The following is an 854-nucleotide window of genomic DNA, read 5'->3' as shown; positions in this document are numbered from 1 at the left end:
ACACTGCACCTGCGCTCTAAAAGAATCCTTAATATGGAAAATTCCGTTGGAGTCAGTGACAGCGCCTCTCCATTAAGCCGGCATTCATACGTCTTAATGTTCATTGTCAATCCGGCATATTTAAAGATTTCATTCGCTGCCGGAACCACTGCTCCCACATTGTATTTCTTGTAACGGCGAAGCTGGGCCTTTACCCTTGCTACAAGCTCAAGAGGCAGAAACGGTTTTGTAATATAATCATCTGCACCAAGCGTGAGCCCGGTAATTTTATCCGTCTCTCCATCCTTTGCCGTAAGCATGATTACCGGATATGTGTACTCCTTACTTCGTATGGACTGACATATCGAAAGTCCACTGATATCCGGAAGCATGATATCCAATATAGCCAAATCAAAGTCTGTACTCCCAATACAGACAAGGACTTCCTCCCCTGAATAAAACTTGTATACATCCATATTTTCATTTTGAAGATATACTTCAATCAAATCCGCAATTTCTTTCTCATCATCAACAATAAGTATTTTTTCAACCAAAGCATGACACTCCTTTCAGATTAAATCAAATACATTATACCGGATCCATAACACTAATGTGTTTATATATAATGGATAAATGATTAATTATTTCCTAAGATACACACAATTTCCATTTTATCTATGTTGGAGAAATCTGATATTCAGGTTCCCAAACTGTTGGCTGGAGCCTTAGTTTATAAAAAGAAAAAAGCTACCTGAAAATCAATTCAAAACCTCCTGTGGAATTCGCATGCTAGCTGTAAAACTCCAAATTATATTTTGTTTGTTCCAAAAGTCCTCCACACAATCTAAGACTTCACTCGCAGGTAATATAGTCGC

General features: G+C 38.2%; 1 protein-coding gene. It reads right to left on the bottom strand.

The annotated features are described in order from the left end of the window. The coding region (locus H8S75_RS32340; protein ID WP_187024975.1) for a response regulator transcription factor at positions 1-533 on the bottom strand (533 nt) is incomplete at its 3' end. Positions 534-854 lie beyond the last annotated feature (321 nt).

The sequence above is a fragment of the Hungatella hominis genome (assembly GCF_014288005.1).
In the GTDB taxonomy this organism is placed as follows: domain Bacteria; phylum Bacillota; class Clostridia; order Lachnospirales; family Lachnospiraceae; genus Hungatella; species Hungatella effluvii.
Note: the sequence above shows the minus strand (reverse complement) of the source record. Positions and strands in the feature narration are given on the sequence as shown.